The 18,469-nt window shown below is 39.2% G+C and carries 13 protein-coding genes; 8 read left to right on the top strand and 5 right to left on the bottom strand.

Going from position 1 to position 18,469, the window contains the following annotated elements; all coding sequences use genetic code 11:
- Positions 1-99 precede the first annotated feature (99 nt).
- The 5 genes from DOD25_RS02540 to DOD25_RS02520 all read left to right on the top strand — a co-directional run bounded on the left by DOD25_RS02540 (position 100) and on the right by DOD25_RS02520 (position 6,339).
- A complete protein-coding gene (locus tag DOD25_RS02540; RefSeq protein ID WP_004119491.1) occupies positions 100-288 on the top strand; it encodes a hypothetical protein in 189 nt (62 codons plus the stop codon).
- Position 289: 1 nt separating this feature from the next.
- Complete coding sequence (locus DOD25_RS02535) at positions 290-1,897, top strand: esterase/lipase family protein (RefSeq protein WP_064340177.1); 1,608 nt, start codon at positions 290-292, stop codon at positions 1,895-1,897.
- A gap of 61 nt (positions 1,898-1,958) precedes the next feature.
- Positions 1,959-3,401 carry an adenylosuccinate lyase gene (gene purB, locus DOD25_RS02530; protein WP_112928637.1) on the top strand — a complete coding sequence of 481 codons (1,443 nt, stop codon included), beginning with the start codon at positions 1,959-1,961 and terminating at the stop codon, positions 3,399-3,401.
- Positions 3,402-3,416: 15 nt separating this feature from the next.
- Positions 3,417-5,852 carry a lysylphosphatidylglycerol synthase transmembrane domain-containing protein gene (locus DOD25_RS02525; RefSeq protein ID WP_112928635.1) on the top strand — a complete coding sequence of 812 codons (2,436 nt, stop codon included), beginning with the start codon at positions 3,417-3,419 and terminating at the stop codon, positions 5,850-5,852.
- A 205-nt stretch (positions 5,853-6,057) separates the two neighbouring features.
- Entirely contained in the window at positions 6,058-6,339 is a 282-nt protein-coding gene (locus tag DOD25_RS02520) for an HU family DNA-binding protein (protein WP_004119480.1), read from the top strand.
- 89 nt (positions 6,340-6,428) lie between these two features.
- On the opposite strand, the gene DOD25_RS02515 is transcribed toward DOD25_RS02520, so the two are convergent.
- From DOD25_RS02515 to DOD25_RS02505, 3 genes are all read right to left on the bottom strand, one after another.
- Complete coding sequence (locus tag DOD25_RS02515) at positions 6,429-8,780, bottom strand: RelA/SpoT family protein (protein ID WP_004119477.1); 2,352 nt, start codon at positions 8,778-8,780, stop codon at positions 6,429-6,431.
- A gap of 121 nt (positions 8,781-8,901) precedes the next feature.
- On the bottom strand, positions 8,902-9,381 hold the full coding sequence (gene dut, locus DOD25_RS02510) for a dUTP diphosphatase (protein ID WP_004106773.1): 480 nt from the start codon (positions 9,379-9,381) through the stop codon (positions 8,902-8,904).
- The gene (locus tag DOD25_RS02505) at positions 9,382-9,675 is read right to left on the bottom strand and encodes a DUF4193 domain-containing protein (RefSeq protein WP_004106775.1); all 294 of its coding nucleotides are present in this window, start codon (positions 9,673-9,675) and stop codon (positions 9,382-9,384) included.
- A 158-nt stretch (positions 9,676-9,833) separates the two neighbouring features.
- Here DOD25_RS02505 and sepH point away from each other — a divergent pair, with 158 nt between their 5' ends.
- Entirely contained in the window at positions 9,834-11,042 is a 1,209-nt protein-coding gene (sepH, locus tag DOD25_RS02500; RefSeq protein ID WP_101886028.1) for a septation protein SepH, read from the top strand.
- 138 nt (positions 11,043-11,180) lie between these two features.
- Here sepH and DOD25_RS02495 read toward each other — a convergent pair whose 3' ends face one another.
- Complete coding sequence (locus tag DOD25_RS02495; RefSeq protein ID WP_064340448.1) at positions 11,181-12,440, bottom strand: alkaline phosphatase family protein; 1,260 nt, start codon at positions 12,438-12,440, stop codon at positions 11,181-11,183.
- A 161-nt stretch (positions 12,441-12,601) separates the two neighbouring features.
- Here DOD25_RS02495 and DOD25_RS02490 point away from each other — a divergent pair, with 161 nt between their 5' ends.
- Entirely contained in the window at positions 12,602-15,265 is a 2,664-nt protein-coding gene (locus DOD25_RS02490) for a DNA gyrase/topoisomerase IV subunit A (RefSeq protein WP_101886027.1), read from the top strand.
- 114 nt (positions 15,266-15,379) lie between these two features.
- The gene (locus DOD25_RS02485; RefSeq protein WP_101886026.1) at positions 15,380-17,134 is read left to right on the top strand and encodes a PASTA domain-containing protein; all 1,755 of its coding nucleotides are present in this window, start codon (positions 15,380-15,382) and stop codon (positions 17,132-17,134) included.
- Between the two features lie 132 nt (positions 17,135-17,266).
- Here DOD25_RS02485 and DOD25_RS02480 read toward each other — a convergent pair whose 3' ends face one another.
- Positions 17,267-18,442 carry an MFS transporter gene (locus DOD25_RS02480; protein ID WP_101886186.1) on the bottom strand — a complete coding sequence of 392 codons (1,176 nt, stop codon included), beginning with the start codon at positions 18,440-18,442 and terminating at the stop codon, positions 17,267-17,269.
- Between the last annotated feature and the right edge of the window lie 27 nt (positions 18,443-18,469).

The raw sequence follows: 18,469 nt of genomic DNA, 5'->3' as shown, positions 1-18,469 counted from the left end.
AGATTGGTTATAAGCGAAGCAATAAGCATTGAATAACCTTTTAACCACATTGAATATTTTTTAGTGACTTTTTATTAATGAACGTGTGTAATAACGATTATGCACACATATTACGAATGGCAATGGCTTATACAACGCACTCAAGAGTGCGCTCGCTGCGTTATAGCAGAATCCGCAGCGACTGAATTAGAAGATTGGCAAGGGCTTGCAGCCGAACATTTTCGTCATAGTATGAAAAATATTTCCGCACAAGCGTATGCGTTATATAACATTCGCGGAGGAATATAGTATGTCTTGGAAAGTTAAGTCCTCTGTTGTAGGTGGAATGACGATTAGCGTTGCTGATAGAGAAGCGTATATTAGTTTTTCCAGAAAACTCAACAATATTGCTAAAGAATTGCTTACGCTAAAAAATTTATGGCTTAATGCAGCGATGGTTATTGCCGGTCAAAATTATGGTATACAAAAAGAATCAGGAGCATATATTCATGATTCTTCGCAATCATTTTTAACTGAAAGCATATGTCATGAGTATGCTCATAAATGTTATTTAATGTCTCAAAATTTAGAAAATCTTGCTTTTCTTATTGTAAGAGCAAATAATTTATATGAAGATGCAGAATTTCGTGCAAAAGACGAGTTAGACAATAAAATTTCTTTCTTGGCTCTTGCAAACCCTATTTTTGCTTTACACGTTTTATTGTCCGCAAGTCTTGCTGTCAAACAAGATGATAAAAATCATTCAGGTTTCCAATATCTTGCTAAATGGTCCTACGCAACTAAGAGTATGCAACAAGGAATTATTCGAGGTTTATCGCAGCACCTTATTTTAAATCCTATTACAAGTTTGCCAATATTTATTGCCGGAAATGCGAAAGGCCCCATAAATAAAAAAGAGCGTGAAACCTCACTAAACTTTTTATCCAATGCTCAAAAATATTTATCACAAGCTATTCCATTTATTTCTAGTGCTCTTAGCTTCGTAAGCGCGCCTATTAATGATCGAAAGCAAGGTAATAATTTACTTCTCACTAAAGTAAATGAGACGTGGAGAAAACCTGGATCTGTTCTTGCTAGACCTGGACGTAATCTGCTTGAAACTTTAGAAAATTTAACGGAACTTGGAAGCGGAAATTTGGGCGTTAGGCCACCACTTGTTAATCCAGATGCTGCTACTATTGCAATTCAACGTTTTAAGCGCAGCGATGGCAGTTCGTCATGGTTAGTAATAATTCCAGGAACTGACGGTAAAGCACACTCTCCTTTTGGTTGGGCACAAAACGCAGAAGTAATGAGTCATAGTTCTTTAATGAGAAAACAAGCTGATAGCACTCGAATGGTTGTAGAAGCTATGAAACGTTCTGGAATTAAACCTAACGAGCCTGTTGCTTTAGTAGGCCATTCTCAGGGAGGCATTGTTGCAGCAAGCATTGCAAGCGATTACTCTAAACAGTACAACATACAGCATGTTGTTACTGCTGGATCTCCTATTGCAAATCATCCAATTCCCAAGAAGACTTGGGTTACTAGTATTGAGATGGACGATGAGATTGTACCTTCTTTAGATGGCAAGGAGAATCCTCGTAGAAATAATTGGGTGACTATTCATGGGCATGCAATTCATGTTAAAGAATCTAAGCGTTCTTTACCTCCTGGAGTCACGCGTTTTTCTGGCAAACAATATTCGATTAAAAAATTCGATAATGACGGAATATTCGTTAATGATGTTCCAGAAGAAGGAACTTTAACTCATGATTTGCATTACCATACTGCAGCTTATGAAGATGCTCTTCAACTCGGATCTAAAAGTGTGCGCGAGCAAGATCGACATTTTCAGAATACTATTAATGGCAAATTGCAAAGTACTACATTGTGGCAAGGAATAATGAAAAAATAAAATAATTAAATTCTTATTGAGTAAAATTAAGCTAATTCGCAGCATGATGTAACCTTAAACTATGAAGCTTACCGATATTTCTCCTGCAATAGCTCTGACTCCTCTCGATGGACGTTATCATAATCAAACATCCGCACTCGTTGAATATTTAAGCGAACCTGCGTTAAATCGCGAGCGCATGCGTGTAGAAGTTGAGTGGATGATTCTTCTCGCAAATGGTTATGAAGCTAATCAATTCCAGCCAATTGTTAAGGGTGTTAATCCTTTAACTGATGAAGAATGCTCATATTTGCGTTCTATTCCTGAAAATTTTGATGCTGAAGGAATTGCTCGTCATGCTGCGCATGAGGCTATTACTCATCACGATGTTAAAGCTGTTGAATACTACATTGACGATGCGTTAGACGAAGCAGAGAATAAGCTTGGTCATGCTACTGAGCTTTCAAATTTAAAAACTTTAGTGCATTTTTCATGCACAAGTGAAGATATTAATAATCTTTCTATTGCGCGTTGCGTAAAGCAAGCTGTTTTAAACGTTTATCGTCCGAATTTAGAAGCGATAGTTGATTATTTAGTTAAGAATGCTAACGAATATAGAGATTTATCTATGCTTTCGTTAACTCATGGCCAGCCTGCTACTCCAACTACTTTGGGTAAGGAATTGGCAGTGTTTGCATATCGTTTGCGTCGTCAACTTCGTCATCTTGATAATCAAGAGTATTTAGGAAAGTTGAATGGTGCTACAGGAACTTTTGGAGCTCATTTAGCTGCTTTCCCAGAAGTTGATTGGATTAGCGTATCTCAAGAGTTTGTTGAAAATAGAATGGGTCTTCAATGGAATCCATTAACAACTCAAATTGAAAGCCACGATTGGCAAGCTGAACTTTATAGCACTGTAAGTCACATAAACCATATTTTGCATAATCTTGCAGTTGATGTATGGATGTATATTTCTAGGGGTATTTTTGTGCAAGTTCCTGTAAAGGGAGCTACAGGATCTTCTACTATGCCTCATAAGGTTAACCCTATTCGTTTTGAGAACGCTGAAGCTAATCTTGAGATTTCTTGCTCACTGTTTGACACATTATGTGCAACTCTTACTGAAAGCCGCTGGCAGCGTGATCTTACAGACTCTACTACTCAAAGGAATGTTGGCTCAGCTTTCGGTTATGCTCTTCTTGCTTTGAATAATCTTTTAGGCGGTTTGAAGTCTATTCATCCTAATAAAGAATTTATGGCAAAAGAATTAGACGAAAATTGGGAAGTTCTTGGAGAGCCAATTCAAACAGCAATGCGTGCTGAAGAAATTGCTGGCGTACCTGGTATGGAACAACCATATGAGCAAGTAAAAGAATTAATGCGCGGTCACCATATTTCACAAAGTGACGTAGAAGAATTCATTAAATCTCGTAGCTTTGATGCCAATACTGCAGCTCGTTTGCAAGCAATGACACCAGAATCTTACACTGGATTTGCTTCACGATTGGTGGACTTTATTGATTAAGTAGACGGTAAAGCGATGCAATCTAGCATAAATCCAAATCTTGTTATTGAAGATACTCAGCCTAGCTTAGTACGTAGTTGGGCTGATTTGTTGTATGCAATATCATCAGTTGTAATTGGCGTTTTTACTTTGTTGTCGTCAATGTGTTTGTCAGCAACGGCTGATGCTATGAAGATTGATGCACGAAGTGCTACTCAAATTATAGGGTTATCTTTTAATAATCTTTCATTTGTTCTGATACAGCAAGGTCTTACTCTCATTGTTGTTGCAGAAGTTATTGCACACATGGTTTCTGACAGGCGTTGGATTGATACCGCTATTTCTGTTATTACACTGTTTATAAGTTATGGTTCAGTATGGCTGTTATCTATTGCGATATTTTCTACACACAATATAGCTTTGATTGAATCTTTACAAATGCAGTCCAATAACACTTGGGCTGATTTGCTTCCAGACATGTATGCTGTTCTAGTTGCTTTTCTTACAGTTAGTGGTCCTAGACGCGAATATAAGCATGTAATGTGGGGCTGGAATGCTTTATTCATTGTTACAGCAATACTTCTATTTTCATCTTGGGACTCCTACTCCGCTGTTCTTGTATCATGCTGCTTAGGAAGAGCAATTGGTACGCTTATTCGTTTCGCAAAAGGCACACGCAGTAAGGGTGCTTGGGGTGACGATATTGTTCTTGCTTTAAAAAATATTGGCATAGATAATCTTACTCAATTAACTCGTAGAACTCAGCAAGCTGATCATACTGGAGTTCTTCGTTCAAGTCTTGATGACGATTTAATTGAAAATTCAAGATTGTATGATGCAACAGACATTCACGGCATACGTTATGTAATTTCAGTATTAGATAATCAAGTTCATTTACCAGGTTATTTAAATCAATTATGGCAGTGGGTGCGTTTAGTAGATATACCGACTCGTAGAGATCGTTCTGCTAGGCATTCTGTTCATCACCATCTTTCTATGCTTCTTGTTTTACGAAATATGCATTTACCAACAGCGAATGTTTATGGAGTAAGCGACAGTGATAAATCTTCAATAATGGTTTTTCATGCTTCTAACGCTCTGCTGCCTTGTAATTTGAACACTTTAACTATTGATGATGCAGCAAAATTAATGCGTTATGTCGATGCGGCTAATACTCGCGGTATTACGCATAGACGCATCACTCCTGAAACTATTGCTAGGCTTGAAGATGGAACCCCAGTTATTGCAGGTTGGCAAAATGGCGATGTTGCCAGCGATGATACAAATATTGCACTTGATAAAGTTCAGCTTTTAACGCTTATTGCATCTTGCACAGATATTGACACTGCTCTTAAAGCTGCTATTAACACATGGGGTGTAGAAAAGTTATCTGCGCTATTGCCTTTTATGCAAAAAGCCGCTATTCCTGCTTCTACGAGATCTTTGCCATCTTGGAATAAAAAAGTTTTCCAAAATCTTTGCAATAAGCTAAGTGAAACAGTTGCTTTAAGCACAGATGAAGAAGATTATGATACTGTGCGTTTAGCTCGTTTCAATATACGTTTCTTTGTTAGCTTAGTTCTTTCAATTGTTGCTGTTGCTGTTATCGCTACACAGTGGCATCCTCAGGAAATATTTGCTGCCTTGCGTCACGCAGATAATGTAATGGTATTTATGTGCTTTGCTTGCAGCATGTTTGCTTGGATTGGATCTGCAATTACTCTCGGCTCATTCATGGATGATCAAAAACCTTCTGCACATGTTTTGTTTGCATCTCAAGCAGCTTCTGGTTTCACAGCAGTTTCTATGCCTGCTGGTGTTGGTCCTGCATTTGTAAATATGCAATTATTAAAGAAAAACGGGTACACTCCGGCTCAAGCTACAGCAATTACTAGTGCAGTATGGCTTATTCAAGCATTAATGACAACTTTAGTATTACTTTCTATAGGCGTTTTCACCGGTAAAAATGTGCTTTCTGGAATGATTCCTACTCATATGCTCATTACTTTCATTGGAATAATCACTCTTATAGTTTGTGTTTTAATGGTTATCCCGTCCGCTCGTAAAACAATTCGCAAACATTATTTGCCAATATTATCTGATTACGGTCGTCAAATTAAGGAACTTATTTCACATCCTATGCAACTTATTGCGGGCTCTTTCGGTGCTATTGTGCTTGTTTCATGCATTGGATTGGGTTATTGGATTTCTTTACTTGCATTTGGATATTACGCAAATCCTTGGGAAACAATCTTACTATTCTTACTTGCTAACGCTGCTGGATCGGCAGTGCCTACACCAGGCGGCTTGGGTGCTGTCGAAGCTTCTCTTACTTTCGCTTTTACATCTGTAGGTGTTCCTCCAACAGTTGCTTTGTCTGCCACCCTTCTGTATAGACTTATGTTCTACTGGTTAAGAATTCCGTTAGGCGCGTTTGCAATGAAGTGGCTTAGCAATAATGAGCTTATATAAGTGAGATTTACAAACATTTGTGTATTTTTATTAGCAAATATCGTATCTGATTTAATACGAGTATGTTTTAAATAAAAAATAACAAAAAATAAATAAAAATATTAAGAAAAAATGCAAAAATGGCTACATTTGTAGGGAAAATGTACTAGTATCTAGTATGAACGTGACCTTTGAAGAGAAGGTCCCCTGACACAAAGGATGCTGCATGGCATACAACAAGTCTGATCTCGTTTCTAAGATCGCACAGAAGTCCAACCTGACCAAGGCACAGGCCGAAGCCGCCGTCAACGCATTCCAGGATGTGTTCGTTGAGGCTTTACAGTCCGGTGAAGGTTTGAAGCTTACTGGTCTGTTCTCCGCAGAACGCGTAAAGCGTGCTGAGCGCACTGGCCGCAACCCGCGTACCGGTGAAACAATCAAGATTCCAGCTTCTTACGGTGTACGTATTTCTGCTGGCTCCTTGTTGAAGAAGGCTGTCACTGCCTGAAATTAAGCGTTTTTCGTATTTATTACATTAAACAAATACTATTTGCGCAAAAACGAAGATGGGCACTCCAAAGCTGGGGTGCCCATCTTTTATAAATCTCCTCGTTCCATTTTTCGCAAACGCGGCTCTGCGCTATCTTTTGCTCCCGTAATGCGGTAAACGTCAAAAACGCCTTCAATTTTACGGATAGCAGCAAGTAGAGTTGCTAAGTGCTGAGGATCTGCCATTTCAAAGGTAAATTGACTTGTTGCAACACGGTCATCGCCTGTAGCAATAGTTCCGGAAAGAATATTTACTCCATGATCTGAAAGAACGCGAGTAACATCCGAAAGAAGATGTTGTCGATCCAATGCTTCAACTTGGACCTTAACCAAGAACAAGCCTTTATCGCTAGTCCATTGAACAGGAATAACGCGCTCTGATTGAGTTTTTTGCAAATCGAGCATGTTCTGGCAGTCAGTCCTATGCACAGACACACCTTGGTTTCGTGTTATAAAACCAATAATCATATCTCCTGGAACTGGCATGCAACATTTTGCAAGCTTTACCCAAACGTCTCCAACACCCTTAACTGATACTCCCAAAGCGCCGTTAGACTTATGGCTGCGCTCAACATGACGTAAAGGCAATGCTTCTTGTTCTACTTCTTCTGCAACTTCATCAGCGCCCGCATCTTTTACTAAACGCGAAATAACATTCTGTGTAGAAACTTGGCCTTCGCCAATAGCCGCATATAAAGACTCAACATTAGTAGGCAAATTCAATTCATCAGCAACGCCAATTAATGCCTGCTGCGTCATCAAAGTAGTTAAAGGCAAGTTACGTTTACGCATAGCGCGAGTTAGCTCATCCTTGCCCTCTTCAATCGCCTCAGAGCGGCGTTCCTTGCTAAACCATTGACGTATTTTATTTCGAGCACGAGGAGATTTTACAAAACTCAGCCAATCGCGTGATGGTCCAGCTGTATCCGACTTTGAAGTAAGTACCTCTACAGTGTCACCGTTTGAAAGCTTCGTATCAAGAGGAACTAAACGTCCATTTACACGAGCACCCATCATGCGATGACCAACTTCAGTATGCACAGAATATGCAAAATCAACAGGAGTTGCATCCTGCGGAAGCGCAACAATACTCCCCTTTGGAGTAAAAACATAAACTTCAGAAGCACCAAGATCTTGCTTTAATGAACCTAAGAATTCATCTGAATCTGGAGTCTCACTAGTCCAATCAGCAAGCTGTTGAATCCACTTAAGATTATCTGCTTCGCTAAGCTCTTTTTTGTCATCAATATTATTTTCGCGTTTTAAATCATCATTATCAGGCTTACTTAAAGCGCGACCAGCCTGACCATTAGCTTTGTACTTCCAATGCGCTGCGATACCAAATTCAGCACGCCTATGCATATCCCATGTGCGTATTTGAATCTCTACTGGCTTTCCACCAGGGCCTACAACTGTAGTATGCAAGCTTTGATACATATTCAACTTTGGAGTTGCAATGTAATCCTTAAAACGTCCTGGAACAGGGCTCCATCGAGCATGCACTGCACCTAATGCTGCATAACAGTCACGAATAGAATCGACTATTATTCTCACGCCAACTAAATCGTAAATATTAGCAAAATCATGACCTCGAACGATCATCTTTTGGTAAATAGAGAAATAATCTTTTGGTCGACCTTTTACTGATGCTTTAACGTGTTGTTCTGCAAGATCTGCATTAATTTCTTCAAGAATTTGTCGTAAATAAACTTCGCGCTGACCTGCTCTACGAGCAACTAAAACAACAATTTCATTATAAATTTTTGGATACAGTACTTTAAAACTCAGCTCTTCAAGTTCAGTTTTAATTGCATTCATACCTAAACGGTTAGCAAGAGGCGCATATACGTCAAGAGTTTCTCTTGCTTTTTTATGTGAACTTGATGGCTTAACATACCTCCAAGTGCGAGCATTGTGCAAACGATCCGCAAGCTTTACTACAAGCACTCGCACATCGCGGCTCATTGCAACAACCATCTTACGAATAGTTTCTGCTTGAGCACTTTCGCCATATTCCATGTTGGATATTTTTGTAACACCATCTACAAGACCTGCTACAGTATCGCCAAATTCAGCTCGACATTCTTCTAGCGTGTAATCTGTATCTTCTACAGTGTCGTGTAATAATCCTGAAGCAACAACAATTGGTCCCATTCCAAGATCTGCAAGAATTTGAGCTACAGCAAGAGGATGAATAATGTATGGCTCACCAGATTTGCGTCTTTGACCTGTATGCTGCTTTACAGCACGATCATAAGCTCTATGAAGAATGCTCATATCCTCATTAGGATGATGCCATTGGCACATGCTCAATATTGGCAATAATGGATTTCGAGAATCTTCGCTGATTTCACATCCGAGCCTATTGGATCCTTTTACATCCTCTTGAAGTTCACCCATTTGGCACCTCCTGGTACTTTTACTATCCTACCTGCAATTCGCTCAATACACTACAAAAACAAAAAATACATACAATAAATCCGACTCAGTTTTAAAAACCGGTCGGATATTTATAAAAAGATTATTGTACGCCAGTGGAGCCAAAACCTTTATCAGAGCGATCAGATTCAGGTAATTTAGATGCGGGAATAAATTGTGCTTCTACATAACGTTGTATAACCATTTGAGCGATACGATCACCTTTATGGAATTGCACTGTGTTCTCAGGATCTAAATTAATAAGAGGAACCTTAATTTCACCACGATACCCGGCATCAACTGTTCCAGGTGCATTTAGCACAGTCACACCCTGTTTTGCTGCTAAACCAGAACGAGGATGCACTAAAGCAACATAACCTGCAGGTAAAGCTATAGCAACTCCAGTAGGAACAAGCGCTCTCTGGAAAGGACGCAAGGTAAAATCTTGGGTAGTTCTTAAATCGGCACCTGCATCACCTGCATGCGCGTAGCAAAGCGGCTGTAATGTAGATGTTTCATCATCGAGATACTTAATTAATACCTCAACCTGTTCGGGGCCAGTATAGGTCTCGTCATATGCCATTTAAGCTGCGCACTCCTTGCAAATAGGCTGACCATCAGCATTAGTTTCAGCTAACTGGCTGCGATGCTTAACTAAGAAGCATTCAGAACAAATAAATTCATCGCCTTGCATAGGGATAACAGTTACGGATGCATCTTCGTTACTTAAATCAGCACCTGGCAACTCGTAGTCTTCAGCAATAGCATTTTCATCATCGTCAATATCGCTGCTTGAATTTTGAGAACCTTTACTCAAAGCTTCCAACGACTCTTCGTCCTCATCTTTGCTACGAGGAGAATCATAATCCTGTGCCATTATGGTCCTTTCGTTTTTAAAGCTACTTACGCGCATAGCATACACGAATGCTACCCCGTATATTACACATTTTTTATTTTAAATAAAATGGTAAAGAATGCAGTGTATGGACTAAAGTGTATAAATAGTATTGTTAAAAGCGAAGAAAGTGGTGCATAATGCTTGAAAATCCGCCAAAAGAGGCGAGTTTCGACCATATTGACGCAGACGGTAATTTGATTTTCATTTGTGAAAACACGCCGTTACGTATTCAAGTGGACGACACGCTGGAACGCGCCATCGCTGGTTCACATAAAATTACGAGTAAAAACAGCGATGAACAGAACTCAGCAAACGCTGGCGCAAATTCTATGCAATCTAATGCAACATTGCCTATTTCGCAAATTCAGGCATTGATTCGCGCAGGAGTTGCACCTTCACATGTAGCACAAAGATACAACGTTAGTGAAGCACAAGTTAGGCGTTTTTCTGCAGGCGTTGAAACCGAAAAGCAGTATGCAATTGAGCAGTTCCTTCTAGTACCTGCTCCTAAACAAAGCAATATGCGCACTATTGCAGATTTAATTGAAAGAACGTTAGCTAAAGCACATATTGGCATGGAAACAGTGCAATGGAAAGCAACGCGCAGAGGATTAGAGCCATGGCGAATTACTGCTACTTTCAAAACTGCTAGTCGCACTATTAAAGCTGAGTGGACATGGAACATGCATGACAACTCTGTTACATGCGCGAACCCTTCGTCTAGATTATTGCTTGGTGAAGATGTTAATGCAGCGGATACTTCTAAACAGTCTCCATATGGTGGAGCTTATAGAGACACTGTAAGCATTAATTTCCCATTCAACACTGAAGAGCTTCCAGGAAATTCTATTCGTTCTGCCAGAATCGAACGAGCTGTTTCTCAATGGGAACTTAGAAACAGTGACAAACTTGCAGATGCACAAGCCCAATCTTCCTTCGAAAATCAGGACAATGATTCTGACATACAGCAAGTATTAGAAAAAGGCTATTCTAAGCGTTCTACTAAAACAAATACGCAATTTATTAAAGAAGATAATTCTCAGCAGCCTTCGCTAATACAACCGGATACTGAATTTATTAATAGAAACGAAACGAATAGCAAAATCGTCAATGAGTCTAATGAAGCGCAAAAATCATTGGCTGCAAAAGTTCAAAATGCTGAAAAAGCAGATATTGTTAGTACGAATTTGCAAAAAAATGCTGCTGAAAGTAATCAAAATTCTGCTAAAAATAATCAAGAAATTAATGCTAATGGTCAAGAAAAATCATCTTCTGAGCACAATAAACGTAAAGCTGGAAGAGCAGCAGTACCAAGCTGGGATGAAATATTATTTGGTGAAAGCTAAATAAGAAGTTTAAAAATAAATTTTTCGCTTATTGACAATATGTGTGACACTCTTAGTAAAATTTGAGTGTCACACATTTTATTTGCTAAGTTGTGATTTATAAAAACATTTTCAATACTAGAAGCAAAAACTCACTAATTACACTAAATCTATGAGGCACGGAATATCCATTTCCATGTGAGTCATTGATCCATGAACGCTAGGTAAACTCATAGCTTTATCAGATTGAATGCGAGAATCAACAATTGTGTAAGCTCCACAAGCTTGCACAATAACATCGCCAATAACAGCCTCTGCCCTGTTGTTTACTAAACCAAAAAGACCATCGTCAATGGCTTGTTTTTTACTGCGTACAATTGCATTAGTTCCAAAATATTCACGCCAACGGTAAATAATATCTTCAGGATTTGCGTCACTGTTAGCATACAACATTACAGAACGAGGTTCACCACCAACCATCGATATGCCTTTTATCAGCTTATCATGCTTAGCAATATCAACTCGCTTATTTGGATCAGATTTAATCATCCCATGATCTGCAGTAATAACAATTAATGTTCCAGGAGCACAATTTGCTCGCAAAAGACGCAACTGCTCGTCAATTTGCTCAAAAACAGAAACCCACTGCTGAGAATCCCAACCATAATTATGACCGGTTTTATCAGCGTCACGTAAATACATATAAGTTAAACCTGGAGTTTTACTGCTATTAGCAGCCTTAAGAATGCGAGCTCTAGGAGTTCCAGCAGTAATATAATTTGCTCCACGAAAAGCAGCTTTGGTAAGAGGAGTATTTTCAAACTTTGGTAATCCCACGCTATCTGCACGGACTCCATTAGAAACTAAACTTTCAAATATAGTTGGCTCTTGCTGCAAAACTAGCGGATCAGGCGCATCATTAAATTGAATAAGCTGCGCAAGTTTACCAGTTTGAGAATTCTTTTGCGTGTAACCGGTCATACAAGTAAGACCCGGACATGTGCCTGTTCCAAAAGTAGCCATTGCAGCAACAGTTGTGCTTGGGACGCACGTGCTAATTGGTCTTTGATTTATTGATTCGTTAAGTAAGGATCGTAAATAAGGAGCGTGACCTTTGCGCATAAGAATATTCCAGTATCCTAAACCATCTATTAGCACTACAATTGCAGAATTAGATTTAGGGAAACCAAGGCTTTCTCGTAAAGCGTGTGGATCGTTATGAATAGCTGTTTTGACAGGAGCATCTATTGCATCACTTAAAGCTGGAAGAACCGAAGATATATGTAACGCTCCACCAAGATTTTTTTCATTAAAATCATAAGAAAAATCTTCATTAACTACGAAATTAGAAAAATCACCGTACTTAACATTACCAACGAATTGTAAAAGATCATTTTCAGACGGTATTTCAGCACTCATACTTACTATTGAACCACTTATATTGCATTGAACAAAACGCGAATAACAAATATTTATATAAATAACTAGTCAAATTGCTGAAAAATTCAACAAAAACATGCTGTTTGTGCATATAAATTGGTAAGATTGATAGCCGTAATGTCATCCAAGGAGTTCTAAATATGCCCTCACGCCATCACTCAACACAGCAAGCTTTCGACCCAAGAAAAGTTAAAGAGCATATTGTTGAAACACCATTGAACGAAGAAATGAGCAAATCCTTCTTGGAATATGCTTATTCAGTTATTTATGCTCGAGCTTTACCGGACGCACGAGACGGAATGAAACCAGTGCAGCGACGCATTGTGTATCAAATGGGCAATATGAATTTGAGTCCTGATCATGCTTATATGAAATCAGCGCGCGTTGTTGGTGAAGTAATGGGTAAACTTCATCCTCACGGTGATTCTGCAATCTATGAGGCAATGGTTCGCTTAGCTCAACCATTTTCCCTACGCTTGCCACTTGTTGACGGACACGGTAATTTTGGTTCTCTTGACGACGGTCCAGCAGCTTCTCGATACACAGAAGCGCGTTTAGCTCCTGCATCACTAGGTATGAACGCGGATATCAACGAAGATACAGTTGATTTCGTACCAAATTACGACAATAAACTAAAAGAACCTACTGTGCTTCCTGCAGCTATTCCAAATCTTTTAGTAAATGGCGCTTCTGGAATTGCTGTAGGCATGGCAACTAATATGGCAACACATAATCTAGGAGAAGTAGTTGCTGCAGCAAAATATGTTATGAAACATCCTGACGCAACCCTAGATGATCTTATGAAACTAGTTCCAGGACCTGACTGGCCTAGCGGAGGAATTATCATTGGTCGAAGTGGCATTCGCGAAGCTTACGCAACAGGTCGCGGAGCATTCACTACAAGATCTACAACACATATAGAAAATATTACTGCTCGCAAAAAAGCTATTATTGTTACAGAACTTCCGTTTATGGTTGGACCAGAACGCGTTTTGGAAAGAATTTCTCAAGGAGTTAAATCAAGAAAATTAGATGGTATTTCAGGTGCTATTGATTTAACAGATCGACATAACGGAACTCGTATTGTTATTGAGATTAAGACAGGCTTTGATCCTAACGCTGTGCTTGCTCAACTTTTTAAGCACACTCCTTTGCAAGAGAGCTTTACTATTAACAATGTTGCACTTGTTGACGGCAGACCTCACACAATGGGCTTGAGAGAGCTATTAGACGTTTGGATTTCTCACCGCAGAACAGTAGTACGCAGACGCAGCGAATTTAGGCGCAAAAAAGCTCAAGAACGCTTACACTTGGTTGATGGCTTGCTTCTTGCACTTCTTGATATTGATGAAGTAATTCAGGTTATTCGTTCATCTGAAGATGCAGATAGTGCAAAAACTAAGTTAATTAAAGTATTCGATCTTGATGAAATTCAAGCACAGTATATTCTTGACTTACGTCTTCGCAGACTTACTAAAATGAGCCGAATAGAGCTCGAAGCTGAACGCGACGATTTGCTCAAGAAAATTGAAGAGCTAAATCAAATATTAAGTTCTGAAGCGAAACTCGACAACGTCGTAATAGCAGATATGGATTCTGCGGTTAAACAATGGGATACTCCACGCAGAACAATTTTGCTTGACGAAAATGAAGATGGTAGTTTTACTCCAGTAGCCTCCAGCATAAATAAAAACAGTGAGGATATTGCGATTAAAGCTGTGCAATCAGCAAATAAAATTACTTCAACTCAAGCAGATTTGGCTGCAGCAGCTAATGCAGCTCGTAAAACTGGAGAAGCTGACGCATCTTCTGTTGCAATGCAATTAAGTGACGAGCCTTGTGCAGTAGCATTAAGTACTTCAGGGTTAATTGCCAGAACAAGCATTGCAGTGTTAGAACATTGGAATTCGCACAACAACAACGTATTTAACACTCCTTGTAAAACAATGTTTGAAACAACAACGCGTTCAACTTGTGCTCTTGTTACTTCATCTGGTCGACTAGTTCTAGCTCATGTTGCAGATTTGCCACAACTTAACTATGAAGAAGGAAAACCTGCGCTGCTCAGCCACGGAGTAAAAGCACAAGAATTGCTAACTTCCACACAAAGCACGGATCCAGTAAGAGGAGAACGCGTAGTTTCAGCAATAGCATTTGATGCCTCACAAAACGCTACTCCACTTGCAATCGGCACACGAAACGGTGTAGTTAAAAGATGGAATTTTGAAGCTCCAACTACCATGGATTCATGGAGCATAATTGACTTAAAAGACGACGACACCGTTATTGCTGCAGCCCCAGCGGAAGACAACGACAGACTTGTGTTCATTAGTAGTGATTCTTCATTACTTACTTTTGACGCTAAACAAGTTAGGCCACAAGGACGTACAGCAGGCGGAATGGCAGGTATTCGTTTAGCAGAAGGCGCTAAAGTTGCAACCTTCGCAGTAGTGCCAGAAAAATCAATAGAGTGGCATTACGAAGAAGGCGAAAATGGTTTATTCTCCGCTTCTGGAACAGTAGTGTTCACCGTTGCTGGAGACAGTGAAGCTCTTCCTGGAACCGAAAACGGTTCTGCAAAGATTACTCCATTTGACATGTACCCAACAAAAGGTCGCGCAACTGGTGGCGTGCGCTCGCAAAGATTCCTTAAAGGTCAAGATACGTTGATACACGCGTACGTTGGATACTATCCATTGCAAGCCGTTACAGAAGGCGGAAGCAATGTTGAGCTACCTAAACCAGATATGCGTAGGGATGCTTCTGGAACTGAGCTTGTTTCCCCAATTGCACATATTGGATAGCATTACGAACAATTTTTAGAAAATTATTAGTGATTAGTCACCAATAAGAAAATAGATAATATAAAACTAAAGCTATTAAAAATTAGGTAAATTTTTTAAAGAGAAAGGGAAAATATGTCATTTTGCACTCATTGCGGCAGTAGCATGGTAGACGATGCAAAGTTTTGCGAACAATGCGGTACGCCTAACGAAAATTACGAAGATAAAACTAAAGAACAAGAAATAAATCAAGTAGAGCAACAAACACATGCACAAGAGTTGCAAAAAGAACCTAATAAAGGTAATAAAAATCATAAGAAAAAAGGCGCATTCATATCAATTATTTGCGCAATAATAGTTCTAGCTATAGTTGCGACCGCTGGAACGATTTATTACATAACGCAAGTACAGCCAAATTCAGGTATGGTCACAGTGCCAGTGATTAAAGATACAAATGCTCAAGCTGCTGCAACGAATTTACGCTCAAAAGGTTTTAAAGTAGAAATTGTTAGGGAACTTAATAAACGCAAAAAAGGTTCTTTTATTTCATTAAAAGGCATTAAACCAGGTAGTAAGGTTAATCATTCCACAAAAATAACAGTTGTGGAATCTCTTGGTCCAGGTATGCCAAAAAACGTTATTGGGAAAACTGTAGACGAAATTACTGACGAAGTAAAAGCAATGGGCTTAAAAGTAGAAGTTCATAAAGTTCCTGCAACAGTAAAGCCTGGAACCATTATTTCAACTTATCCTATGCCCGGAGAAGCTTTTAATGCAGCTTACGAAGGTGACAATATGCATATTGCTATTGCTAGTAAATGCAACAAAAAAGTAGTACCTGCAGACTTGCTAGGAAAAGATATAGACAGCGCAAAACAAATACTGGAAAAAGTTGGAATAACGAAATACGAATTAAAACCACGATTTTCTTCTCGTAATTATATTGATAAAATTGTGGGCTCCTACCCTGCATTGGGTGAAGAAAATTTGAAAGAAGTAAAAAAGGTTACTCTATACTACGGTGTTGATGCAAGTGAAACAAAAGAAGTACTAACTAAAAAAGAGCATCTGGACGGAATAAATAATGCTGATGTCCGCGTAACAAAAGGCCTTTCTCCAATTGCAGGAGTTTGGTGTAATAAAGGCGGCGAATGCTTATACTTCAATGAAATGCCATCGTTTGTTGAAGGTGAATCTACAGTTGTGTTAGGGACACGCGTTGGCGATCTCATGAATGATGGAGCTAAGCCTATTATGATAAGTGATGAAAATTATCTTAGCATGAATAACTATTCGCAAGATATATCTGGATCTATTCTATACGATAAAAAATTACCTATGAATGATATGATGAAAAGTCATTTACTTTCCGGCGATACTGGCGCAGTAGAATTCTACAAAGGATTAGATTTGCCATCTTGCGGAAACAATATATTTTCCCCATCACCAGGTGTAAGAGTTTGTGAACATGGTAAAGATATAAACGCAGAAAACAGCCCTGAAAAATTTGATGATCAAGGAATGTATAAAGGTTCTAACAAAGATGCTAATACAGGATTAACCTACAAAATGCATGATTTCTTTGTGCTTGTTCCTGTAAATACAAAATTTGATGAACTTGAAAAGAGCGGATACTTTAAAGGCAAAGGGAAAAATAAGCCTGATTTTAGCCGACCATTCATTATGCGAAGAGATCCAAAGCTGTACGATAAAACACAAGTAGCTATTCCTGATGGAGTTACTGGACCCGATTATCCAACTAGCCCGTTTGTGCCGACAAAAAAGAACAAGCCAGTGCCTTTCGCGCCAGCTCCAGACGGCGACAATGTTTATTACAAGATTGAAGAACCTTTAAATTGGTTAAGGTTCGATATTATAAAAACCTTGTAGTTAAAATTTGACGTTGTAAAGCAAATAATATTAGCACTTAAAAACGCTTAATCATTTGCTTATCAATAAATTAAGCCCTTCTAGTTGTAGTATTTCAACTTTTGAAGGGTTTAATTTTATTATAAGAGATTATTATGCATAAACGCGCATCAGACGCACATGCATAAAAGTCATTACAGCGAGAAGAATAAACAAATAAGCTGGAAGCAGCATCATGGAAACATTCTGTGCAACTATTCCAAAAATCGCAGGTATTACCATAGAGCCGATGTATGCGCTTGCCATTTGCATGCCAACAATTGCTTGAGACTTATCAGCACCAAAATAATGCGGAGTTGAATGAATGATGCATGGATAAACAGGAGCGCAACCAAGTCCAATAATAATGAATCCTGTAACAAGCTCAATATGATTCGGCAAAGGCAGCAGCAACACCAGAATGCCCATAAGCATTACGCACTGCCCAATACGAATCATGGTTGCATCGTTAAAACGCATAGTAAGAAATCCGCTTACAAAACGACCAACCGTAATACCAACATAGAACAGGCTTGCCCAACCAGCTGCAACAATGCGGCTAACTCCTCCATGCAAAACCATGTAACTACTAGCCCACAAGCCTGCAGTTTGTTCCAACGCACAATAGCAAAAGAACATAATAAGTATATTTTTAGCTCCTGGAATGCGCAAAATTCCCGCATAAGATACCTTTTCAAAAGATTTTGTTTTTGACTCAACGATCTTATTCAATTCATTCTTTTTATTGTTTTTCCACAACGGCAAACTCATGAGCAGCACAAGTGTTAAAGCAATCTGCATAACGGCAATATACTGGTATCCAGCAGTCCATCTTTGACCATGCGAAAGCGCAAAACCCATAATATAAGGACCTGTAGAAGCACCAATTCCCCACATGCAGTGAAGCCAGCTCATATGCCAACTCTCATAGTGCACTGCAACGTAGTTATTAAGAGCCGCATCCACTCCTCCAGCACCTAAACCGTAGGGTATAGCTAGAAAAATAAGCACAAGATAATTCGGAGCAAAAGAAAAACCTAGTAGCGCTAAAGCTGTTAGAGCAACTGAAATAAGCGTAACTTTCCCAGGGCCAAATTTGCACGTAAGTTTGTTCGAAAGTAATGCAGAGATAATTGTTCCTGCAGAAATAACCATTGATATTCCGCCAGCCCAAGAAATTTGCGCACCAATATCGTGACTCATCGTAGGCCACGCAGCTCCTAAAAGAGCATCCGGCAAACCCAAACTAATAAAAGCAAGATAAATAACAACAAGAAGAAGGTTAATCATAAAATTCCCAAACATTAGTACTTCATA

The sequence above is a fragment of the Gardnerella leopoldii genome, from assembly GCF_003293675.1.
Taxonomy (GTDB): Bacteria; Actinomycetota; Actinomycetes; order Actinomycetales; family Bifidobacteriaceae; genus Bifidobacterium; species Bifidobacterium leopoldii.
The sequence above is the reverse complement of the archived record's forward strand: the minus strand, read 5'-3'. Positions and strand labels throughout refer to the sequence as shown.